We start from the raw sequence: 20,075 nt of genomic DNA on the forward strand, positions 1-20,075 counted from the left end.
GCTTACTGTCTTCCTAACCTAACTTACAAGTTAGACAATTAGATAGAGTCTGTATTCCTTCAGTATAGGATTTCTAATCTTGTTAATTCAAAATCTCCGAGCCCCTAATCCTTACACAATACTCACTTCCCAGAAACCTCGGGTCTCCATGCTTTTCAGACCAGAAACCGTCAAGGACATCATTGTTCAGGCATCGGTAAACGGCGGTTCCCTTGTAGATCGTATGATCTTCGCCTTCATAATTAAAATTGATCACCAGAATCCCGTCTTTATAAAACCCGGTGCCGTGCTGTTCATGGGCGCCGATCAGCCATTCGGCAATAATGCGGTTGTTTTCGTCGAGGGATAAGGTCAGGATGCCCTGATAGGAAAAGCCGTCTGTTTCTTCCTGGTTGCTGCCCTGGATAGAGTAGCTGCCTGTCAGGTCTTGTACTGTCATTGTTTGGTTTTTATCGGTAAAATAAGGAAAATTTTCTGGGATCAGGGTATTTTCATACCGGTAAATGGAAGAGCCTGTTTGAAAATGTCATTTTAAACGGATACCTGTTATTTCTGACATAAGCCTGCGGATCTAAAAGATTTTTCTGTGTTTTTACATCTGCGTCATCGCCATCACGATCATCTGCGGGAGAAAATCCTGTATAGCCGAAGGCAAACAGTCTTATTGAAATATGCAGCTGGATTTAAAGCGTGTTTGGAATATACGCTCGCAGATCTGCCGGATTGAGCAGATTTTATGAGCGTATATTTTTGTACTATTATTATCTGGGAAACCACAATATTGGGCTTAAGGTAATAATGCAATAGGATTATGAGGTTTATTATTGTTTCTTTAGATTTGTCTGTATGTTTTATGTACTGCTTCTCATTAACCTCATGACCTTTATCCTCTTTGGAATCGATAAGCGGAAAGCCGTGAGGCACCAACGGAGAATTTCGGAAGCTTCTTTGCTGGCCTGTACCTTCCTGGGCGGGACCATCGGGGCTATCGCGGGAATGCTGATCTTCAGGCATAAGGTTTCCAAAAAATCTTTCCTTGTGAAATTTGGACTGGTCCTTCTGGTGCAGGCGGTCGTGATTTATTTGCTGACCGTTATCAGATAAAGGCTCTGTCCAATTCAGGCTTTATAGAAATCTTCATGTTGATGGGTAAAGAATAAGAAGAGCATCGTAAATTATTTTGAGTCATTTGAGGAGGCAATTTAATTTCCTCATTATGAATTTGTTAATAAATAAAACTTCTTACCGGATATTTCATTTAATTTCCCTATTTTTGCACCCGTAAAAATCTTTTATGCAAAACATTAGAAATATTGCGATTATCGCACACGTTGACCACGGAAAGACGACTTTGGTTGACAAGATCATCCACGCTACCAATATTTTCAGAGAAAACCAGGAGAGTGGGGAATTAATTATGGATAACAATGATCTTGAAAGAGAAAGAGGGATCACCATCTTATCCAAGAATATTTCTGTTACTTATAAAGACACGAAAATTAACGTAATCGATACCCCTGGTCACGCCGATTTCGGCGGGGAAGTGGAAAGGGTACTGAAAATGGCAGACGGGGTGATTTTGTTGGTGGATGCCTTTGAAGGGCCGATGCCTCAGACCCGGTTCGTACTTCAGAAAGCTCTGGAGCTTGGATTAAGGCCATTGGTGGTGATCAATAAAGTAGATAAGCCGAACTGCCGTCCGGATGAGGTTCACGATCAGGTATTTGACCTGTTCTTTAACCTTGAGGCGACTGAGGAACAGCTGGATTTCCCAACGTTCTACGGTTCTTCAAAGCAGGGCTGGTTCAACACGTCATTAGAAAAGACGGAAGATATTTTCCCGTTACTGGATGGGATTTTACAATATGTTCCTGAACCTAAAGTAACCGAAGGGAACCTTCAGATGCAGATTACTTCACTGGATTTCTCTTCTTTCTTAGGAAGGATTGCGATCGGTAAAGTAACCAGAGGAGAACTTAAAGAATCCCAATGGATCGGTCTTGCCCAGGCAGACGGTAAAATAGTGAAAGGAAAAGTAAAGGAATTATACGTTTTCGAAGGATTAGGAAAGAAAAAAGTAACGGAAGTACAGGCAGGAGATATTTGTGCCGTAGTAGGTTTCGATGCATTCCAGATCGGGGATTCATTCGTAGATCTTGAAAACCCTGAGCCTTTGGAAAGAACGGCGATTGATGAGCCTACCCTGAACATGACGTTCTCCATCAACAATTCACCGTTCTTCGGGAAAGATGGTAAATATGTAACGTCCAATCACCTGAAAGAAAGACTGACGAAAGAATTAGAGAAAAACTTAGCATTAAGGGTTCAGCAGACGGATGATGCCAATACTTTCCTGGTATTCGGCAGAGGGATCCTTCACTTATCCGTTTTGATTGAAACGATGAGAAGAGAAGGGTATGAAATGACCATCGGTCAGCCACAGGTAATCCTGAGAGAAGATGAAAACGGGCAGAAACTGGAGCCTTATGAATCTTTGGTGGTTGACGTTCCAGAAGAGTATGCTTCAAGAGTAATCGATTTGGCGACTCAGAGAAAAGGGGACCTTCACATTATGGAAACCAAAGGCGAAATGCAGCACATGGAATTCGAGATTCCTTCAAGAGGATTGATCGGATTGCGGTCCCAGATGCTTACGGCAACTGCCGGAGAAGCGATTATGGCGCACCGTTTTACGGAATACAAGCCTTTCAAAGGGGCAATTCCGGGAAGAAACAACGGGGTATTGATCAGCAAGACCCAGGGTCCTGCTACAGAATATTCCATTGCCAAGCTGCAGGACAGAGGGAAGTTCTTTGTGGATCCGGGTGAGGAAATCTACGCCGGGATGATCATCGGGGAACAGAACAAGCCGGGAGACCTTGTGGTAAACATCGTGGAAGCAAAACAGCTGAACAACATGCGTGCTTCCGGAAAGGATAAAGATACCGGAGTGGCTCCTAAAATCTTATTCTCCCTTGAAGAATGTATGGAATATATCCAGGGTGACGAAGCCATCGAGGTTACGCCAAACTTCATCAGAATGAGAAAGAAAATCCTTTCTGAAGAAGAAAGAAAAAGAACAGAAAGATCTGCGAAAGCATAATCCTAACGATTCAATACAATTCTTAACAGAATTGATATCATACAACCTTCCGTTAAATACCGGAAGGTTTTTCTTTTTTAGTGAAAGTTAAATTATCCACCCCGCGCTTCAGATCACTGTAATTGATGCTTCTTTACTTCCTTATATTTAGTGTATACAAGAATCTTTGCATTAATACAGATCAGCAATCTTACCATCCGCTTCATTTAGACCAATTGCAATTGATCCGTCTTTACCCTCTTATCATAAACGCATATAAAAAATATTTGCGTTAAAAAAACACTTCATCTGAATAACCATGATCATTTAGAATAGTAAACATATTTCAGGTGATCATTTCGTCGATCCGGGGTTTACCGGTTTATCTTTAACCCTGAATACATGACGCTAAGCACCCGGCTGACTTTTTGCAGGATACTGGACATGAACAGATTGTTATCCTTCTTATCTTTTATCCTCACTGCATTTTTCATCTTTTCCTGTGACGGACTGAAAATGCCTAAACACATCTTTGAGACTTCCGAACGCGCCAAATACGAACGGGACTTTTCAGGGCCCGACAACCTGATGTCGAAATGGAAAGCCGGCTTCATTACTGCCGCAGCCAGCCAGCTTACAATACCGGATGGCTCGTCGTTTACGATATTCAGTACCGATCCGGATTTTTCTGCAGTGGCGTACTCGTTGGAACTTAAAAAAGGAGAGATGCTGGTTATCGAAGCAGCTGCCAATACGCAGGATGCTAAAATTTTCATTGATGTCCTGGAACAGGGTTCGGATATTGGGAAATCAAAAAGTGAAAGGATTAAGAACGGCCGGCTTACGAGGTTTATAGAAAACAGCGGCTGGCATAAAATCATTATCCAGCCTGAGATTGAGTACCGGGGAGCACTTGGAATGAAAATATACACCCAGCCTTCACTGGTATTCCCGGTAGCCGGTAAAGGCAACCGTGATGTACAGAGCTTTTGGGGAGCAGACCGTGACGGCGGAGGCAGGCGTCACGAAGGCGTCGATATTTTTGCCTCTCGTGGAACTCTTGTGATGGCTGTTGCTGACGGATTTGTTACCCGAACCGGCAACCAGGGCCTTGGCGGGAAACAGGTTTGGCTGCGTGACGGGATTCTCGGGAATTCATATTACTATGCGCATCTGGACAGCATCCTGACCGAAAGCGGGAAGCAGGTGAGAACCGGGGATACGCTGGGAAGAGTAGGGAATACAGGCAATGCCGAAGGTGGGCCGCCGCACCTCCATTTCGGGATCTACACCTCTGGCGGGGCAGTGGACCCGTATCCATACCTCCGCAAGCGTCTGGCAATGCCTTCTTCAGAAGCGGCTACGGAAATGCCGTCAGGAAAAAGCAGTAAAGCAGGCAGTACCCTCCGTACCGGTCCCGGTACGGAATAGGAGACGGTCACGATGCTGAAGTCCGCAATACCTGTTCAGGTACTGGCAGTAACAGGATCGTGGCTTCATATAAGAACTCCGGACAACGTAGAAGGTTTTATTTCTGCCAGCCGGTTAAAAGACCGTTAAATAACAGGTCTTCCTTATTTAATTTTTAATACATCATTTATCATTTATCATTTATCATTGTTCAAAACTAAACGCTTTCTTCCTGTCCGGAATAAAAGATTAATATTATTTTTGTGTTATGAACATCCGAACGATTAAACCTCTTATCTTTTTTCTTTCAGCAGCAGCCATGGCTTCATGCGCCTCACAGAAAGCTTCAGCACCGGCAAAAAGGCCTGCTGTGGAATCAAAACCGGCAGCTCAGGCCAAGCCTGTTCCCGCTGTGCCACCGGTAGCTGCGACAGCTGATGAGGTCTTCAGGACCGATCTTCCTGCCATAAAAAGGGAATTCCGCGGTGCCTGGGTTGCCAGTGTCGCCAACATCAACTGGCCTTCAAGAAACAGCCTGACCGTTGAACAGCAAAAGGCGGAAGCGATCAGGATGCTGGATATGCTTCAGGACAATAATTTCAATGCGGTTATTTTCCAGGCCCGGCCTTCGGCAGATGCTTTGTATACAAGCAATATTGAACCCTGGTCTTACTTTCTGACCAGTGAAACAGGAAGGGCACCATACCCGAATTATGACCCTTTACAGTTCTGGATTGAAGAAGCACATAAAAGGGGAATGGAGCTGCATGTATGGCTGAACCCTTACCGGGCACACCACAGCAACGGCGGTCCTGTAAACAGCTTATCGATGGCCAATAAGCTTTCGGATTTCGTCATCAGGCTTAAAAACGGGATGTACTGGTTCGATCCTGCCGATCCCAGGACCCAGGGGCATGTTTCCAACGTGGTAAAAGATATTGTGAAACGGTATGATCTTGATGCCATTCATTTTGATGATTATTTTTATCCGTATGCCACTTACAATAAAGGAGCGGATTTCCCTGACACTGCCACCTGGAACGAGTATGTAAGAAACGGAGGGACTTTAACAAGAGCCGACTGGAGAAGGGACAATGTAAATAAATTTGTAGAAAGGATCTATAAGGAAATCCATGCGGAAAAAAATGACGTACGCTTCGGGATCAGTCCGTTCGGAATCTGGAAGCCGGGTTACCCGCAGGGTGTGACAGGGTCTTCACAGTATGATGAGCTGTATGCGGATGCCAGATTATGGCTCAATAAGGGCTGGGTGGATTATTTCTCACCTCAATTATACTGGCCGGTGGAATCAAAAGGACAGCCTTTTGAGGCTTTGTTAAGCTGGTGGAAATCCGAGAACACTATGAACCGGCATTTGTGGCCCGGCCTGAATACCGTTGAAATAAAAGCAGCTGACCGCCCGGCGGAAATTAAAAACCAGATTGAGATTTCAAGGCAGGTTTTGGGCAATGATGCGGGAGAAATACACTGGAGCATTGCAGGGCTGACAAAAAATGCCGGTATGCTTCCGGCACTGAAAAACGGTCCTTATAAGGAAAAAGCACTGGTGCCGAAAAGTCCCTGGATTAAAGCGGCTCCTTTGCAAACCCCCAGTTTATTTATCAATGATAACGGAAGCAATGTACAGGTAAGCTGGAGCAATAAAAATATCCGGCAGGTATTCCAATGGGTACTCTTTACCCAGCACAACGGAATATGGGAAACAGAAATTCTGACACTTGATCAGCTTTCAAAAGAAATCCCCAAATATAAAGAAGGAAAAACCCTGAATGCAGTCGCCGTGAAAGCCATTGACAGGTTGGGCAATGAAAGCGATTATATCGCTAAAAAAGTAAAATAACTTTTATCCAATTCTTTATTCAGTACTATTCCTGCAGGATATCTTTGCAGGATTTTTTATTTTGATATTTTTTATAATTTGTTTAAAAACTTATTTTAGAATTTACGCTTGCGCATCTAACGGGTTCAGCAGATTTTATTTTCATTGACATCTGCGTTATCATCATAATCTATGGAAGATTATATGCTTCGGCCTAATATAAGCAGATTCTAAAAAAATTAACCATCTCACCAAGGAATTTTTAGGAAAAGAAAAAGCATTTCATTTATTTTCACTGCTAATAATAAATAGGATTTTTAACCACTGTTATTTTAGAATAACTTTAAATTGCTGTTTAAATATCAATAAATCAATATTTTATAGAATGTCTTTTTCGGTCGTGATTAAGATGAGGTACTTCTCGGAACTATTTTTGCATCCTTGATACCATAATCACTAAAGAATATTACATTATGAATACCAACAGACTTTCCGCGACGATAGAAAAAGCATTAAGCGACCAGATGAATAAAGAAATCCATGCCTCGCACGTTTTTTTATCATACGGGATCTGGGCGGATGATAAAGGCTACCAGGGAATTGCCAATTTCCTGTACCGGCACGCTCAGGAAGAAAGAAACCATTCCATTAAATTCATGGAATATGTACTGAACAGAGGCGGAAAACCGAAAGTAGAAGCCATTCCTGCTCCGCCGGCAGATCCGGAATCGTTAACGGCCTGCTTTGACGGTGTTTTCAGGCATGAAGTGGATAACACAACTGCTATTTACCGTATTGTAGATATGGCCCTTGAAGAAAAAGACTGGGCTACCTGGAACTTTATGCAGTGGTTTGTACAGGAACAGATTGAAGAAGAAACCCTAGCATCGAGCTTAATTGATAAACTAAAAATTGCAGGTGGCGACAGGGCTACTGATGAATCTCTTTTCACGCTGGATAAGACTTTACAGAATACCCCGAACGATGTCCCTCTGGCGCAGGAAGCTACAGGAGACAATCCGTAAAAAGATAAAACCGGATGAATTAAAATTAGATCAAGATCTGTCAGAATACTGGCAGATTTTTTTATTATGAAACTCCCTTTAAAATCACTATCTTTGCGCACCTTTATTTTTAACATGCAAAAAGCCCAAAGCCAATTGCTAAAAGCTAAGAAAATATGAAATGTGGAATCGTAGGCTTACCGAATGTAGGTAAATCAACTCTTTTTAACTGCCTGAGCAATGCAAAAGCACAGTCTGCCAACTATCCTTTCTGTACGATTGAACCTAATTTAGGAACTGTTTCCGTACCGGATCAAAGATTGTTTGAGCTTGAAAAAATAGTGAAGCCTGAGAGGGTATTACCGGCTGTGGTAGAGATTGTAGACATCGCAGGCCTGGTAAAAGGAGCCAGCAAAGGGGAAGGCCTTGGAAACCAGTTTCTGGCCAACATCCGCGAATGTGAAGCGATTATCCATGTGTTAAGATGTTTTGATAACGGCAATATCATCCACGTAGAGGGTTCGGTAGATCCTATCAGAGATAAGGAAATTATTGATATCGAGCTTCAGCTGAAAGATATGGAGACGGTTGGAAAAGCTGTTGAAAAAGCAAAAAAGTTCATCAAATCCGGAAAAAAAGAAGATATTTTAGCATATGAAACCCTTCAGAATCTTCAGAAATTTCTTGAAGACGGTAAAAATGCAAGAGAATTTCCTGTTGATGACGTTACGAAACCCATGATCAGCGATGTTCAGCTGCTTACCAATAAGCCGGTGCTGTACGTTTGTAACGTAGATGAAAACTCAATTAAGAACGGCAACGACTGGATTGCCAAAATTGAGGAAATGGCTAAAAATGAAAATGCTGAAGTGGTGGTTCTTGCTGCACAGATTGAAGCAGATATCAACGAACTGGAAACTTTTGAAGAAAGAGAAATCTTCCTTGAGGAATTGGGACTTACCGAACCGGGAGTAAACCGGTTGATCAGAAAGGCTTATGATCTCCTGAAGCTTCAGACCTATTTTACGGCAGGCGTGAAAGAGGTGAGAGCATGGACCATCGGTCAGGGCTGGACGGCACCGCAGGCGGCAGGGGTGATCCATACGGATTTTGAAAAAGGGTTTATCCGTGCAGAAGTGATCAAGTTTGATGATTACATGACATATGGTTCCGAGGCAAAAATCAAAGAAGCCGGAAAACTTGCTGTGGAAGGAAAAGAATACATCGTGAAGGATGGTGACATTATGCACTTCAGGTTCAACGTATAAAAAAATATTAAAGTTAGTTATATAGAAAAACGCTTCGGAATTTATTTCCGGAGCGTTTTTTGTCTAAAATGATAGCCTGATTAAGGATCACTAACAGGCATCCTCCTGTTTAAGGTTCTATTATAACATAATGGCATTCAAACTCCGCACATTGCCTGCCGTAGCTTTTGCATTGTCCTGTATACGGATCGATGCATTGCTGCAATCCTCCGGTAATTGATCTGAGCTGTTTTTTATCCAGCTTTTTTCCTTTTAGTAAGTTTTGATTTTTCATAATAATGAATTTTGGTTTTGGTAAATAATATTAACTAACATCCTGACTTTCTGCAGCAGCATGTTCTATGCTTTTATCTGGGCCTGCATTCTTTCTGCGCGCAGTCTATTGAAATTATCGTGCAGCCGAATTCATTTGCGGGCTGCTGCGGACATTCCGGGACGAATGGCGGACATCCCTGGGCAAAACAATCGGCTATGGCTCCTCCGTTAATAGAGCGAAGTTGTTTTTTATCTAATTTTTTTCCATGGATTACATTCAAGTTTTTCATAATAATTGATTTTGAGTGAGTTATTGAAACGGTATAATGAAATTATTCCTGTTTAGAAATTTTAGTAAACTAAATAAGTGTTTATCTGTTACTGTTTTACACTAAGGTCTGCAATTTGTTTGTGCACAGGATTTAGAGATGATTAAACACCCGTATTCATTAAGCGGTGGACATCCGTCGGGTGTCTGGCAGATTCCTCCAAGACAGTCCAATAATCCGCCTGTGATAGAGCGAAGTTGTTTTTTGTTTAGTTTTCTTCCGTTGATTGGATTCTGATTTTTCATAATAAATAACTTTTAAGTGTTTGATGAATACGAATATAGATATAATTTTGAACATATCACAAAGTTTTGAATAATAAATTATGAAAATAAAATGGTGCTTTTTAAGATGGAAATTGTTACTTTCATATGTTTGAATTTCACAAATTATGATCATGGAAAAAACTGCCCATACTTCACATACTTCACTCGAAGATTTCTACCGGGAAATGACGGATAAGCTCGGAGCTGATCTGGAAAGTATTTTCCCGAAAGGGCTCCATAAAGACATCGGGCATTTTAATGTGTTTGATATTGCGCAGACCATTGAGAAGATGAAGATGACTTCAGAAATGCCTTATAACAGGAGAAAATATTATAAGATCAGCCTGATAAGAGGAAGAAACAGGGCGGAATATGCAGACAAAACCATCCAGATCAGACAGAATGCCTTATTGTTTGCGACTCCCAAAGTACCGTACCACTGGATTCCTGAAGATTCCCTACAGTCAGGGAGCTTCTGTGTGTTTACGGAAGATTTTTTTATCAAGGACAGGTCGCACAGCACCCTTGAAGACCTGCCGATTTTCCAGCCGGGAAATGTTCCTTTGTTTGAAATTGATGATGAGCTTGCAGATGAAATTCAGGAACTGTATACCAAAATTAAAAAGGAAATTGCTTCGGATTATATCTTTAAATATGACCTGATCAGGAATTACGTGATGGAACTGATTCATTACGGACAGAAATTACAGCCTGCTGCAAAGCTCTCAACTTCCAATGATGCTTCCCTTCGGGTGGTCTCATTATTCATTGAGCTGCTGGAGCGGCAGTTTCCTATTGAATCTCCGGATCAGCGTTTAGCTTTGAAAACCGCCAAAGATTATGCGGACCGCTTAGCGGTTCATGTCAATTATTTAAATAAGAAACTGAAGGACAGCACAGGAAAAACCACCACGGAGATCATTGCTGAACGCGTGATTCAGGAAGCCAAGATTTTATTGAGGCAGACCCGATGGACCGTTTCGGAAATCGCATATGCTCTGGGGTTTGAAGAAATCGCTCACTTTTCGAATTTCTTTAAAAAGAAAACGTTAATGGCTCCTTTGGAATTCAGGTCATGATTTGAATTTTGCAAATTTCAGTTTGATTGGAGCAAACCGGCTTTTAAGCAAATGGCTGAACTTTGTCACTGTAAAAATATTGAAATATGGAAACAAGAACAAAAATTGCATTCATTACCGGCGGAAGCCGCGGACTTGGCCGGAATGCAGCCTTAAAAATTGCCGAAAAAGGGCTTGATGTCATTATTACGTATAAAAGCAATAAGGAAGAAGCTGAAAAAACAGTCCGTGAAATTCAGGCTCTGGGCAGAAAAGCTATTGCTTACCCACTGGATACAAAAGACATCAGAAGTTTTGATGCTTTGGTAAAAACCGTTGGGGACCATCTGGAAGAAAATACCGGGAGCAGGAATATCGATTACCTCGTTAATAATGCAGGAACCGCTTTATATTCCCCGATTGCTGAAGTGACGGAAGAGCAGCTGGACGATGTGGTGGATATTCATTTCAAAGGAGTATTTTTTCTCACCCAGAAATTTTTACCCTTTATTAATGAGAACGGTGGAATCATAAACATCTCTTCCGGACTGGCAAGGTTTGCTTTACCCGGATCTTCAGTGTACGGTTCCATAAAAGCGAGCGTTGAGACCTTAACGAGGTATATGGCCAAAGAATTAGGATCAAAGAAAATCAAAGCGAATGTAGTGGCTCCGGGAGCAATTGAAACCGATTTCGGAGGAGGCAGGACGAGAGATGATGAACAGGTAAACGCAATGGTTGCGGGTGCTACGGCATTAGGAAGAGCAGGAGTTCCGGACGATATCGGTGGAGTAGTGGCCTTCCTGTGTACAGAAGATGCACGCTGGATTAACGGGCAGAGAATTGAAGCTTCCGGCGGGATGTTCCTGTAAATAAGAGAATAAGTTTTTAAGAATTAATCCTATATAACGTACATCTGGGTAATCTCATTAAATAATCCGGTGGCTTCCTACAGAAGCCACCGGATTATTATATTTTTGAAAGGTTTTCAAGTGCTTTTTCCAGGGTTTCCTGCTTTTTGGCAAAACACAGACGGATCACGTGATCATTCCGTTTGTTTTTATAAAAGGAGGAAAAAGGAATGCTGGCAACTTTGTGGGTAGCAGTAAGTTCACCGGCAAATTCAAAATCATTTTTGTCAGAGATTTTGTCATATTTTAAAGCCTGGAAATACGTGCCTTCACAATCCAGCAACTCAAAAGGCGTATTGGATAACCCCCTGTCTTAAAAAGTCCCTTTTTTCCTGGAAGAATTGGTTTAAATACAGGTAATGATCAGGGTTTTTCATATGTTCGGCCAAAGCCAGTTGAAGAGGCATGTTTACGGAAAACACATTGAATTGATGAACTTTCCTGAATTCATCTGTTAAATTCTTAGGTGCAGCACAATAGCCTATTTTCCAGCCGGTTACATGAAACAATTTCCCAAAGGAAGCGACGACAAGACTTCTTTCTTTTAATTCGGGATATCTGCAGATACTCAGATGTTGTTTACAGTCAAAAACAATATTTTCATATACTTCATCACTAAGGATCAGTATCGAAGTATCTTTTACAAGAGCAGTCAGTTCCTGAAGATCATGTTCTTTTAAAATCCTTCCTGACGGATTATTGGGATTGTTAAGAATAACCATTCTGGTTTTTTCACTCATCAGGCTTTTTACCGCATTCCAGTCAATACTGTAGTCAGGCGCCTGCATTTCAAAACGTTTTACAATGCCTCCGAAAAGTTCTACCGTCGGTTCATAACAGTCATAAGCCGGTTCAAAAATAATTACCTCGTCGTCTTTCCTGATGAAAGTGGCAATGGCAGTAAAGATGGCTTGGGTGCCGCCAGCCGTTATGGTAATTTCTGATTCGGGATGATAAACAGCCTGATGGCTGTGTTCGATTTTTTTGGCAATCTCTTCCTTCAGGCCGATTATGCCACCCATCGGAGCATACTGGTTGAATCCTTTTTTTATAAAATATTCGGCGTGGCCTAACAGTTCTGGATCCGACATGAAATCCGGAAATCCCTGGGAAAGATTAATCGCTTCATGCTCATGAGCCAGCTGGGTCATCTGGCTGAAGATGGTAGTCCCGATATGAGAAAGTTTGGATAAAGGAAGTTGAATCATTAAAGGAATTATTTCTTACTTCGAATTTAATTCATTTTTTGTAATCAGAAGCAGAAATTCCATAAAAAAGACTGTCTTTCCAAGAACAGTCTTTGAAGTTGCAGCATTCTGTGAACGTCTATTGTGAAATCAGCAGTTTCTGGAAACTCCTGGTATGTTCAGATTTAACTTCAACAATGTAGGCACCCTGTACCAGCTTCTCAATATTCAGGCCATCCCCATCATTATAATTGACCATTCTGGAGATCTAGGCAAAAAGCAATTAGACGCATATAATATAAAAAAAATAGATGAAAAAGTGTAATTTTTTCACTATTTATTGAATAATATGGTGAATGTATAATTGATTAATAATGCAACATAAGCTGGAGAATGTTGCATGGAAACCTATGTTTGGGTGATTTTAAAAAAAGCAGCAGAAACTTTTAAAGCTTCTACTGCCCGCGAATATTTGTATTTTATATATTTAGCCTTAAAAAAGATGAATTATGCTTTCATCAGTTAATTTTTAATTAATTTATGAACCGCACTATATCCTTTAGTGTCCTGAATTGTAACGAAGTAAACGCCTGTATGCAGTTTACTTATATTTAGTGTTATGGAATTTTTTCCTGCCTCTGTCTTATGGGAATAATCCATTACTGTTTTTCCCTTCATATCAGTAACCATGATCTTTATCGTAGTTTTATATTCACAATCCATTGTTAATGTGATATCATCTTTTGCCGGGTTTGGAACCATTGTTGACTGGGCTGTATTAATACTTGCTTTTGGAATAGTAGGACTTGGCGGAGTATCTTCCATTCCGAAATTTTCAGAATCTTCATTGTTTTTTAGCATTTGTGCCGCATTCCAGAAATAGTTTTGCATAAACCCGTTATTTCCCCTGTAAAATAATTTGTTCCCCGGACCTACGCCTATTGAGCCCGCTACATTATTAGCATTGGGAGCCTGCCAGCTGGTTTCAACCCAGTCATGAATCCATGTATTATTGTTACTGCGATAATATAGATGCATTTTCCCGTCAGTACCACGGTAAAAAATCTGATTACCTTCTCCTGCACTTACATCCCCATACACATTGGTATCATTGCTTGTGCCCAGCCATTCATGCTGCCAGGAATTAGAGCTCCAGTAATACCTGTGCATCTTATTGTCTGCACCACGATAATAAACAGTATTGTTATTGTTTTTATCAATACTGATAGCCCCCGGAGCGGAATGGATATTGTAACCGGAATAGGCGTTACTTCCGGCAGGGTCCACATAGGCATGTACCCAGGCATTGTTACCCCAGTAATACATCTGTAGTTTTCCGTCCCCGCCCCTGTAAAATACCTGGGTTCCTTGGCTACCCACCACAATATCGCCATCGATTTTCGTATTGTTATTAATGCTTCCTGAGATAACCCCATGCTGCCATGCATTATTACTCCAGTAATAAATATGCATTTTATTGTCTGTACCACGGTAGTATACTTCATTATTGACGTCTCCCAATGCAAGACTGTGTGGAGAGCTGTGAACGGAGCCTCCCAGAACGCCATGCTGCCAGTTATTATTGGCCCAGTACATGGTATGTATGCTTCCATTGATGCTTCTATAGAACACCTGGTTACCGAGACCTACAGCTATATCCCCATTAACCAGATCTGAAGCTGAGCTGGTAGGCTGAATTGTACCATGCTGCCAGCCGGCAATATTCCAGTAATACATCTGTATCTGATTATTGGGTGCCCTGTAAAATATCTGATTGCCGAGCCCTACATGAACTACATCATAGGCGCTGTTATGAACTTTTCTGGTATTGGTATTCTGCGGAAATTTGAAATGTCTCCAACCGGCAGGGATAAGCCCTTGTATAGACATCTGATTGGTATTATTGGGATCCAGATGGTCTCTAAGCCTTTGGCTTGATCCGCCATAATTCCAGGATGCTGATAAACGGCCGAAATAGGAATGATTTTCAGGTGGGCAGAAATATTTGTGCCTTATTTCAGGGAATGGCCATCCACCCACATATTCTTCACTGTTAGTCGCTGTTGAATTTCCTATAATTTTCCCATCCTGATTAAATAAAGGGGAGCCGGATGAGCCGCCTTCTATTGAAGCATTATCAGGATGTGATTCCCACAATGTGTAGGCTTCGAAGGTTCTTGTAAGTGTAGGGGTAATTTTTACATCAACAGGGTCTGGATTGGGAATCAATGGCTGATCATCAAACGTTATTTTTTTAGGATTTCCGCGGGGATGGTGGATCACGATACCCCTGTAAGGATTATGCTCTGATCTGTCCCAACCCGGAAAATAGGCTTTATAAGAAGACGGGATTCTGTCATTCAGCTGAAGCAGCAGCATATCAGCGTAATCATTAGAGCTTATGCGGGTAGCTCCTGATACTTTAATAACATCATCGTTTTTTCTGTAATCCGACTTAGGGCCGTCGCATTCTTCTTTCTCATGGTTAAAGTAGAAAACGCTGTTTGCCGGGTTGCTCAGTAAACCATAACAATGGTCAGCGGTCAGGAACAAAGGCTTTCCGTTATTGGCCGTATTATTGATCAAAGATCCTGAACAAAGTCCTGTACCACCCACAGTAATAAGTGCAACTCCTCTTTTATGGGTTTGCCATTCGTTTCCAACAGCACAGTTGATATCATTGTGGCAGTCTAAAATTTTCTTTGGTTTTTCTGTACTGCTTACTAAGTCAAACACATCCAGAAAATCATGAGACACATTTCCAATGGTGAAGTATGAAGCTCCTTCTTTATAGCTGCTGTCTTTAACAACCAGTTCTACGATGATACTGCTTCCGGGTACCAGCTCGGTAGGGTATATATCACTTTCCTTATTGTAATTATTGGTTACAGGTCCCACTACATAGCTCATGTCTTCGTTATAAAGAAAAAGGCTGGTGTCATCCGGGAGGCGCATATTTTTGAATATCAGCATCATGGAGTAGGCGTCTTTTGAGGTGATCCTGTAACGCCATACGTGCAGATCATCTACCTTTTCCCATTGGCCGGAATTTACTGTTGTGATTTCAGTGTCAAATTTTTTGGCAAAAATCAAAGGAACTGATTGATCGCTAAAATCGTTTTCCTGTAGCGTTTCCTGAATACTGAAAGAAGGACATACAAAAGTTTTGATGTCGGTGCTAAAACCATCATAAACGGTTGTTGTAGGATTCAGAAGAGCTTCCTGGGCTGATAATGCATTTCCCAGCAATGCGAATAGAACGAGGGGAATATTTTTTCTAAAAAGAATAGGTATTGTTTTCATAGGTGGTATAGTGGAGATTAAAAGTTTTTATAAGCTTGAGTAATCCGGCAATGAGCAATAAAAAAAAGTAAAAACACATTCCGACCCATGGCTGGAATGTGTTTACAATCATCATTATTTAGGCTCTACCCATGGAAGACCTCCCCATGGCATTGTGTAGATAGCTGGAATCCCGCCAATAGGTTGGTTGGGATTTTGAACAATAGGTGGCTGGGCCGGGTTAATTGCCCCCGGACTACTTGGCGTAATAAAAGCGGTTCCACCTGCAATAGAATTCATTTCCTTTTTCTTAAGTACTTTTCCTATGATTTTTTTCATGATAATTTTTTTAGTTGATTAACATGACGAAAATAGAGAAGAGTATTAACAAAAAACATATATAACTAATAAGTGCGGGGGCTGGGTCAGTAAATGCGAAAAGAATATTTTAATCCGTATTTCCAATTTTATGAAGGAAATCATTTTTTCGACGGAATGAAACGTCAAGAACAGAGCCGTCACTCATAACAACCTGTCCGCCCCGGCCTTTGATATATTCCTGAAGATGATCCACATTAATAAGATGTTTATGATGTATCCTGAAAAAATTAAGTTCGGGAAGTGCCTGTTCAAATTCATGAAGAGTCCTGGAAACCATTATTTTGGTTTTATTGGTAAGATAAAAGGTAGTATAACTGGAATCTGCTTCACAGCGGATAATATCGGCAATACCTACGACTTTAAATCCCTGCAGGGTAGAAAGAGTGATTTTATTGTCCTGCCACGGATTATTGTTATGTGCAGGCTGTATTTTTTTTATATTTTCCAGCGCTTTGTTGACTGCAATGATAAAATCAATTTTTTTGATAGGCTTTAAAAGATAATCGGTAGCTCCGTTTTTAATAGCCTGAATGGCAAAATTCTCAAAAGCTGTAACGAAGATAATTTGAGAGGACAGTTCTTTAAATTTAGCAAGTAAATCAAAAGCGGTACCATCACTCAGCCGGATATCCAGAAACAAAATGTCCGGTGAGTTTTTGGTAAGATAAATGTAAGCTTCTTCCACACTTGAAGCCTCGAAACTTATTTCAAGCTCGGAAAATTCTTTTTTCAGCAATAAGGAAATATAATCTCTTCCATGCTTTTCGTCATCAATGATGCAAATTTGTGTTTTCGTTTTCATATGATGTTATATAAAGTTTTATTTGTGTTCCATGCTTTCCGTATTTTTCAGAAAGATTAATGATTTCTAAAATAATATTGGTTTCGAAGAGCTGTTTAAAGGTTTCAATTCTTTTTTGGGACAATTTTAACCCAAAAGAATTATTCCCGGCGAAAGATTCATTTTTGATTCTGATCCCGTCACCATTATCTTCAATCGTAATGCAGAGGGTAGAATCTGTATGGTCAAAAGATATTTTAATAAAACCTTTTCGGTTCTTCAAACCGGAAATCCCATGTTTTATGGCGTTCTCTACAAAAGGTTGAATTAATAATGAGGGAATTATCCAGTTCCTGTTTACTTGTTCAGAGATATGTATTTCATAATCAAACAGTTCATTTTGTCGAAGTTTTTCCATATCCATATATAAAAAGAGATATTCTGCTTCGTCTCTTATAGGCATGAAAGTTTGTTCCGAATAATAAAGTGTTTTTCTGATGAGCTGAGAAAATGTATCCAGATAATTTTCCGTTTCCTCATAATCCTCTTTGAACAGCAGATATTTAATAGAATTAAGGCAGTTATAAATAAAATGAGGGTTGATTTGTGCCTTGATGGCCTGCAGCTCCAGTTCCGCAATCTTTTTCCCATAATAGATCTTTTCCAGCTTTTTACTGCGCTTCCTTTTAAAATAAACACTCATCCCGAGAATAAGAATTACCATGGCCAGTATTGCTACAAGTAATCTAAACCATCGGGTCTGCCAAAAAAGAGGATGAATTTCAAATTCCGTATCGGTAGACCGGAAAGACTCCTTGCCATTGTATCCTAAACCGAAAATTTTCAGGACATATTTTCCGGGAGGCAGTGAACTTAAAATGATTTTCGATGAATTATTGATCTGCCACTTATGATTCAGCCCTTCCACCAGATAACGGTAGCCGATCTTGCCCTGTGAAGCATAATCAGGAAAGCTTACATTAAAAGTGACATCTTCAGGAGAAGTACCCTCCAATTTTTTATTGGCCCCAAAATACTCTTTATCACCTATTTTTACGGAATTCACAATAACTTTCTTATTGATGGATTTTTCCTGGACCAGCAGCTTTTTTATGGAAAACCTGCCGAGACCTTTAGAGGTACCGATGAAAACCGAATCGTTCCTCATAACACAGCCTGCTACGAGATTCGATGGAAGGCCGTCGGTCTTCGTAAAGTTATTAATCGTAAAACGGTTTCCTCTCAGTTCAATCCTGGAAATTCCGGAGTTTGTACCTGCCCAGAATGTATTTTGATTTTCGACGGTGATTTTTTTTACCTGATCGCTGATCAGCCCCGTGTGCTCGGTTATCTTTTTTACAATTCCTTTTGAGTCGAACAGAATGATTCCGTTGAGGTTGGTAGCACCTGCGTAAAGATTATCGTGCAGTTTTTTAAGATCCGTAAAATAATACCCCTTCAGGAATATTTTTTTTCTTTTCGTCTTGGCATTTACTTTGTAAAGATCGCTGAAACTGCCTACGAACAAACTGTCTTTGGCAAAAGGTAAAGCCGTGTAGCATCTTTCAGGAAAAATCAGGTCTTTATTCCCCGTTTTTAAATCATAGGTAAAAAGTCCGTTGACCAGGCACAGCAAAACGGAATTCCATGAATAGGAAACAAGGTTTTTCGTACTTAATATATTTGCGCTCTGTGTTTTGCTCACCGTATCATACACCAGAAATTTATCCGAAAACCCGAATATGATATATTTACCTTTTGCCAGTACAGACCTGCATTCGGTCTTATCATACCGGTTAAAAACAATATTTTGAAACCTGCCGTTTCTGTATATTCCCCCTGCCGACCGGTTGTAGCCCAAAACAATATCTTCACCGTTTCTCTCTATGGACTTAATGTACTCCGAATTGTTTTTCAAAGGAAAGCCGATATGATTTTCAAAAAAAGCCCTGGCAATGAAAAAGAGCCCGTCATTCCTGGAATTAAACCAGACATTGTCGTCTTTATCCACAAGAATATGATGAACGATGTATTTATCAAGAAACTTTACCGGCTTTATTGGCTTTCGTCCGCTTTCTTTTAACGATTGATTGTAAAACAGGGTGCCTCCGTTTACCAGACTTACCCACAATTTATAATTCCTGTCGATAAAAGTGTAGAAGAATTTCTCCTTTACAGCATAGGTCCTGATTTTTTTCAGACGGTAAGGTGAGACGAACCTGAATACATGCAGCAGGTTGTTTTTGTCCTGAAAGGTTATGAAATTATCTTTGTGAAACATGAACCCGGACTTTTCAAAAGGGATAATCCGGATTTGGTGGGTTACTGTATGATAGGCGGTAATGGCTTTTTCTTCATCATTCTGAAGGTAAAGGATCTTGTTGCGGACGTCAAACTTCAGGGTATAATACGGTTTACCGTGAAAATTGATCAGGAGCGGGATTTTTTTTATTTTTCCGTTTTCATAGACAATAAGGTTCTTCGGATTTTTCATGCTGTACAGATAAAGCCGGTTGCCATCCCGTTCAACCCCCGGAATGGAACTTCCCAGCTGGTACTTCAGATGGTTGTTGATGTCGGAATTTATAATCTTCCCGTTTTTGAGATAAGCAAAATCGTTTAAAAACGGAATAATAAATACTTCTCCGTTGGGCAGCGGTTCGCATGAAATGACTTCGATGTTCTTCAGGCCGTCTTCTTTTCCGTACTGCCGGAATTCTTTTCCGTCAAATTTAAACAGGCCGTTATCACTGCCGATCCAAATAAAACCTTCTTTATCCTGCCTCAGGTGATAATTATAGGAACTGTTCAGTCCATCATTTTCATTATAGTTAATCAGCCCGGGAATCTGTGACTGATATATTGAAAATGATAAAGCAATGAAAATAAAAAATAATTTTACATACATTATTTATATCTGTTCATCGTGAATTATTAGTTTAAATAAATATATCAAAAAATATGGAAGTTTGCTCTTATATTTTTAATTTCTTCTGAAAGCAAAAACGGAAAGCTGCCTTA

General features: G+C 40.6%; 17 protein-coding genes and 1 pseudogene. 9 read left to right on the forward strand and 9 right to left on the reverse strand.

Translation table 11 applies throughout. The annotated features are described in order from the left end of the window. Positions 1–82 precede the first annotated feature (82 nt). Positions 83–439, reverse strand: coding sequence for a hypothetical protein (locus MKJ01_RS13855; protein WP_241614693.1), 357 nt, complete (start codon positions 437–439; stop codon positions 83–85). Positions 440–846: 407 nt separating this feature from the next. Between MKJ01_RS13855 and MKJ01_RS13860 the strand changes: the two genes are divergently transcribed. The 7 genes from MKJ01_RS13860 to ychF all read left to right on the forward strand — a co-directional run bounded on the left by MKJ01_RS13860 (position 847) and on the right by ychF (position 8,604). After that, a complete protein-coding gene (locus MKJ01_RS13860; protein ID WP_241614694.1) occupies positions 847–1,104 on the forward strand; it encodes a DUF1294 domain-containing protein in 258 nt (85 codons plus the stop codon). A 190-nt stretch (positions 1,105–1,294) separates the two neighbouring features. Beyond that, the gene (gene typA / locus MKJ01_RS13865) at positions 1,295–3,103 is read left to right on the forward strand and encodes a translational GTPase TypA (RefSeq protein ID WP_241614695.1); all 1,809 of its coding nucleotides are present in this window, start codon (positions 1,295–1,297) and stop codon (positions 3,101–3,103) included. A 381-nt stretch (positions 3,104–3,484) separates the two neighbouring features. Beyond that, complete coding sequence (locus tag MKJ01_RS13870) at positions 3,485–4,513, forward strand: M23 family metallopeptidase (RefSeq protein ID WP_241632659.1); 1,029 nt, start codon at positions 3,485–3,487, stop codon at positions 4,511–4,513. A gap of 12 nt (positions 4,514–4,525) precedes the next feature. Then, complete coding sequence (locus MKJ01_RS13875) at positions 4,526–4,642, forward strand: SH3 domain-containing protein (RefSeq protein ID WP_241632661.1); 117 nt, start codon at positions 4,526–4,528, stop codon at positions 4,640–4,642. Positions 4,643–4,760: 118 nt separating this feature from the next. Continuing rightward, positions 4,761–6,353 carry a glycoside hydrolase family 10 protein gene (locus MKJ01_RS13880; protein ID WP_241614697.1) on the forward strand — a complete coding sequence of 531 codons (1,593 nt, stop codon included), beginning with the start codon at positions 4,761–4,763 and terminating at the stop codon, positions 6,351–6,353. Between the two features lie 452 nt (positions 6,354–6,805). Continuing rightward, positions 6,806–7,357, forward strand: coding sequence for a ferritin (locus MKJ01_RS13885; RefSeq protein WP_241614698.1), 552 nt, complete (start codon positions 6,806–6,808; stop codon positions 7,355–7,357). A 155-nt stretch (positions 7,358–7,512) separates the two neighbouring features. After that, a complete protein-coding gene (ychF, locus tag MKJ01_RS13890; protein WP_241614699.1) occupies positions 7,513–8,604 on the forward strand; it encodes a redox-regulated ATPase YchF in 1,092 nt (363 codons plus the stop codon). Positions 8,605–8,713: 109 nt separating this feature from the next. Here ychF and MKJ01_RS13895 read toward each other — a convergent pair whose 3' ends face one another. The 3 genes from MKJ01_RS13895 to MKJ01_RS13905 form a co-directional block, all read right to left on the reverse strand. Then, positions 8,714–8,878, reverse strand: coding sequence for a hypothetical protein (locus MKJ01_RS13895; protein ID WP_241614700.1), 165 nt, complete (start codon positions 8,876–8,878; stop codon positions 8,714–8,716). 73 nt (positions 8,879–8,951) lie between these two features. After that, positions 8,952–9,149 carry a hypothetical protein gene (locus MKJ01_RS13900; RefSeq protein WP_241614701.1) on the reverse strand — a complete coding sequence of 66 codons (198 nt, stop codon included), beginning with the start codon at positions 9,147–9,149 and terminating at the stop codon, positions 8,952–8,954. Between the two features lie 101 nt (positions 9,150–9,250). Then, positions 9,251–9,433 carry a hypothetical protein gene (locus MKJ01_RS13905; protein ID WP_241614702.1) on the reverse strand — a complete coding sequence of 61 codons (183 nt, stop codon included), beginning with the start codon at positions 9,431–9,433 and terminating at the stop codon, positions 9,251–9,253. 152 nt (positions 9,434–9,585) lie between these two features. Between MKJ01_RS13905 and MKJ01_RS13910 the strand changes: the two genes are divergently transcribed. Further along, on the forward strand, positions 9,586–10,533 hold the full coding sequence (locus MKJ01_RS13910; RefSeq protein ID WP_241614703.1) for an AraC family transcriptional regulator: 948 nt from the start codon (positions 9,586–9,588) through the stop codon (positions 10,531–10,533). A gap of 86 nt (positions 10,534–10,619) precedes the next feature. Next, the gene (locus MKJ01_RS13915; RefSeq protein ID WP_241614704.1) at positions 10,620–11,384 is read left to right on the forward strand and encodes an SDR family NAD(P)-dependent oxidoreductase; all 765 of its coding nucleotides are present in this window, start codon (positions 10,620–10,622) and stop codon (positions 11,382–11,384) included. A 97-nt stretch (positions 11,385–11,481) separates the two neighbouring features. Here the strand turns inward: MKJ01_RS13915 and MKJ01_RS13920 are convergent. From MKJ01_RS13920 to MKJ01_RS13940, 5 genes and pseudogenes are all read right to left on the reverse strand, one after another. After that, positions 11,482–12,631: pseudogene (locus MKJ01_RS13920) on the reverse strand (methionine aminotransferase). A 501-nt stretch (positions 12,632–13,132) separates the two neighbouring features. Next, complete coding sequence (locus MKJ01_RS13925) at positions 13,133–15,913, reverse strand: T9SS type A sorting domain-containing protein (RefSeq protein ID WP_241614707.1); 2,781 nt, start codon at positions 15,911–15,913, stop codon at positions 13,133–13,135. 114 nt (positions 15,914–16,027) lie between these two features. Next, positions 16,028–16,231 carry a hypothetical protein gene (locus tag MKJ01_RS13930; RefSeq protein ID WP_241614708.1) on the reverse strand — a complete coding sequence of 68 codons (204 nt, stop codon included), beginning with the start codon at positions 16,229–16,231 and terminating at the stop codon, positions 16,028–16,030. 109 nt (positions 16,232–16,340) lie between these two features. Then, positions 16,341–17,075 carry a LytTR family DNA-binding domain-containing protein gene (locus MKJ01_RS13935; RefSeq protein ID WP_241614709.1) on the reverse strand — a complete coding sequence of 245 codons (735 nt, stop codon included), beginning with the start codon at positions 17,073–17,075 and terminating at the stop codon, positions 16,341–16,343. Next, positions 17,044–19,962: a histidine kinase gene (locus MKJ01_RS13940; RefSeq protein ID WP_241614710.1), complete on the reverse strand. Its 2,919-nt coding sequence runs from the start codon at positions 19,960–19,962 to the stop codon at positions 17,044–17,046. Before MKJ01_RS13940 ends, MKJ01_RS13935 begins: the two co-directional genes overlap by 32 nt. Positions 19,963–20,075: the final 113 nt, after the last annotated feature.

This window comes from Chryseobacterium sp. SSA4.19, from assembly GCF_022601875.1.
Taxonomy (GTDB): Bacteria; Bacteroidota; Bacteroidia; order Flavobacteriales; family Weeksellaceae; genus Chryseobacterium.